This window comes from Candidatus Symbiopectobacterium sp. (assembly GCF_020054415.1).
Classification (GTDB): domain Bacteria; phylum Pseudomonadota; class Gammaproteobacteria; order Enterobacterales; family Enterobacteriaceae; genus Symbiopectobacterium.
The window spans coordinates 1-1,357 of sequence record NZ_JAHWCO010000129.1; the positions used below are offsets into that span (position 1 = coordinate 1).

General features: G+C 43.0%; 1 protein-coding gene and 2 pseudogenes. All 3 read right to left on the minus strand.

Going from position 1 to position 1,357, the window contains the following annotated elements:
• Nucleotides 1-202 (minus strand): annotated as a pseudogene (locus QZ506_RS03965) (IS256 family transposase); the annotation flags it as partial.
• A gap of 161 nt (nt 203-363) precedes the next feature.
• A pseudogene (locus tag QZ506_RS03970) lies at nt 364-637 on the minus strand (DUF1640 domain-containing protein); the annotation flags it as partial.
• A gap of 87 nt (nt 638-724) precedes the next feature.
• Nucleotides 725-1,183, minus strand: coding sequence for a hypothetical protein (locus QZ506_RS03975; protein ID WP_291969235.1), 459 nt, complete (start codon nt 1,181-1,183; stop codon nt 725-727).
• Nucleotides 1,184-1,357 lie beyond the last annotated feature (174 nt).

A 1,357-nucleotide genomic window follows, 5' to 3' on the forward strand; every position in this document is an offset into this window, starting at 1 on the left:
TCTTTGTGGAATAGCCGTTGCGGGAGTTGGCTCCCGGTTTAGGCTGATTTTTATCGTAGCCAAGATGGTGCGTCATTTCGGCGTTGAGGGCGGCCTCAACGCTGATTTTTTTCAGCAGGCGATCGAACTGGCTGAGATCTTTGGGAGTTTTAAGATTTTTGGCCAGTTCGTTAGCCAAGGCCTGCAACTGTTTTTCCTCCATAAATTAACCTGCTTTTGATGTTGGATTGAACATATCAAAATCAGGCAATTACACAAATTTATGTACAGGCTCCCGCCCCACGGTTTCGGAAGTACGTCTTTAAACAACAAACTCAGAATACCAGCCAGCAAGAACCATTGCAGACGGTCAAATTTAATTTCAAGACGGTCAAATCGTTTCTCAGCGAAATCTAAGCGTTTGTCTATCTGTCCAATATCCTTACGGACATCGGCTATCTCACGCTTCACTTCGACGATAGGCGATATCAGCGGACAGGTCTTTGCGCACATCGTCGAGATCGCGCTTTGTAGCAAGGTCTGCCACTTCGTGTGATTTTCGCACAACAAGAGATATCGCCTTGGCCTGTTCTTTCGGCAACCCGGCGTTTTCCAGCGTTTCAACGAACCCTTGAGTATCAAATGCAACCTGGCCCATAGCTGATCCTCCTGTGTTAAGCCAAATGTAAGCGATCTGACCGCCAATCTGCAAAATTTTACCCGTTAGCATCCTACCTAATTAAACTTAACTAAAAGGAGGCCAGTAATAAGTTTTTTCATGCCAACCTTTTTCATACATGCATGACTCTATGACCGAATCTCTTGCACTTTTATTGCGATCTTTCTCTACTGTCCTGAAAGAAGGTATTTTTCTATACGGCGAGCACTTCTTTTTATCATCACAGGGTACATATTGGTCTTTAAAATCAAATTCAAAATTTGTAACAAGATCGGGGGCAAAACGCTCGTACCCCAGTGCCTTGCAAGCAGCATACTCTGAATTATATTCAAATTTTGTTGCACCACGGCGTTCCCATTTTGTACAGCCAGACATTGAGAGCATAGCAATAAATACCGTGATAATAAAAAGCATATTCATTTTTATCTTGACTCCTGAAAAACCATATTGTTTAGAGAGATTACATAGAGCCGTAGCCAAAAATATATCTGTTGTAAGTGTGCATTTTACGCCAACTTGACGCAAGTGTATATTCGCATCGTGATCGATCAGTGATTCACATGACAATCGATCACGATTTCGCATGAAAGGTCGATCACTGATTCGCGTCGTATCGATCACTCCGGGACTTAACTCTTTTAACCTCCTCTCCATTCGCAGTTTCTACTGAAATGGAGATAACGATGGCCAGAAAGAGAA